2 protein-coding genes are annotated in these 1,137 nt (G+C 45.2%); both read left to right on the top strand.

Annotated elements, in window-relative coordinates; all coding sequences use genetic code 11:
• Positions 1-474, top strand: a 474-nt coding sequence (locus AYJ08_RS17405) for an ABC transporter permease (protein ID WP_157452887.1), incomplete at its 5' end; no start/stop codon positions are given.
• Positions 475-699: 225 nt separating this feature from the next.
• Positions 700-1,137 (top strand): PIG-L family deacetylase (locus tag AYJ08_RS17400; RefSeq protein WP_231929143.1); only part of this gene is annotated, 438 nt, incomplete at its 3' end.

Genomic DNA, 1,137 nt, shown 5'->3' with positions numbered 1-1,137 from the left:
GTGGGTGTTAACCTACTGGCTGCTTTTAGCCAGCCGCATCTATTTGGGTTTAATCAGGTTTTGGTGGGAACGATCTGGATTTTACCCTTGGCTTATTTTGTACGTCACCTGCCGTTAGTCTTTCGATCTACTTCAGCTACATTGATGCAGACGGATCATTCAGTAGAGGAAGCGGCACGTAATCTGGGAGCTTCCTGGTGGTATAGCTTTCGACGTGTCGTATTTCCTATGGCGTTACGTGGTATTTTAGCAGGGACGTTACTTGCCTTTGTGCAAGGAATCGGGGAATTTGTGGCTTCTATCCTGCTGTTTACGACCAACAGCACGCCAATTTCTGTAGAGATATATAAGCGCATGTATTCTTTTGAATTTGGTACAGCTTGCGCATATGGTGTTTTGCAGATCGTGTTCATTATCATCGTTTTGTTTCTTACTACAAAATGGACGAAGGATCAAGCTGGCTCAGCAGTTTAGGGCTAAGGAGACGGATGGGAAGCAATAATAGCCAATAGGAGGCAGTTTTGAAGAATGGAAGTCCACCTAGGCTTTCATGAAAAAGCATCCTTAGCGTGTTTCTTTTCAATAAGCATGACCTCATATAAGGGGGGAAATCCAGTGAGAAAAAGAATGCTATCTCATCGAACGTTCGTTACATGGTGTGCAGGACTCACCAGCCTAGCTGTGATTACCTCATTCGTAATGCTGTCTGCTGTACAGACCGTCCATGCCGATCGGGGGATTGTTGACTTATGGAAAGCAATTCTGCCGTTAACTACAGTGGCTAGCGCGATGAATACTGGCGCACATCCAGATGACGAGCACAGTGCTACGCTTGCCTATCTTAGTTTAGGCAGAGGAATAGAGACAACCAGCCTAATCGCTAATCGTGGAGAAGGTGGGCAGAATGAGATTGGCGACGAGCTTGGCAATTCGTTAGGAATCATTCGTACGCGGGAATTACAAGAGGCATCCAAAATTAGCAACGTAAATCTAATCAATCTCAGTGAACAAATCAATGATCCGATTTATGACTTTGGCTTCTCCAAAAGTCCTGATGAAACCTTAGAAAAATGGGGTGAACAACACACCTATGAACGCTTGATTCGCCATATCCGCCAAGTGCGTCCAGACATCGTG

Source organism: Brevibacillus sp. SKDU10, assembly GCF_001645205.1.
Lineage (GTDB): Bacteria > Bacillota > Bacilli > Brevibacillales > Brevibacillaceae > Brevibacillus_B > Brevibacillus_B halotolerans.
This window is presented reverse-complemented; position numbering and strand designations above follow the sequence as displayed.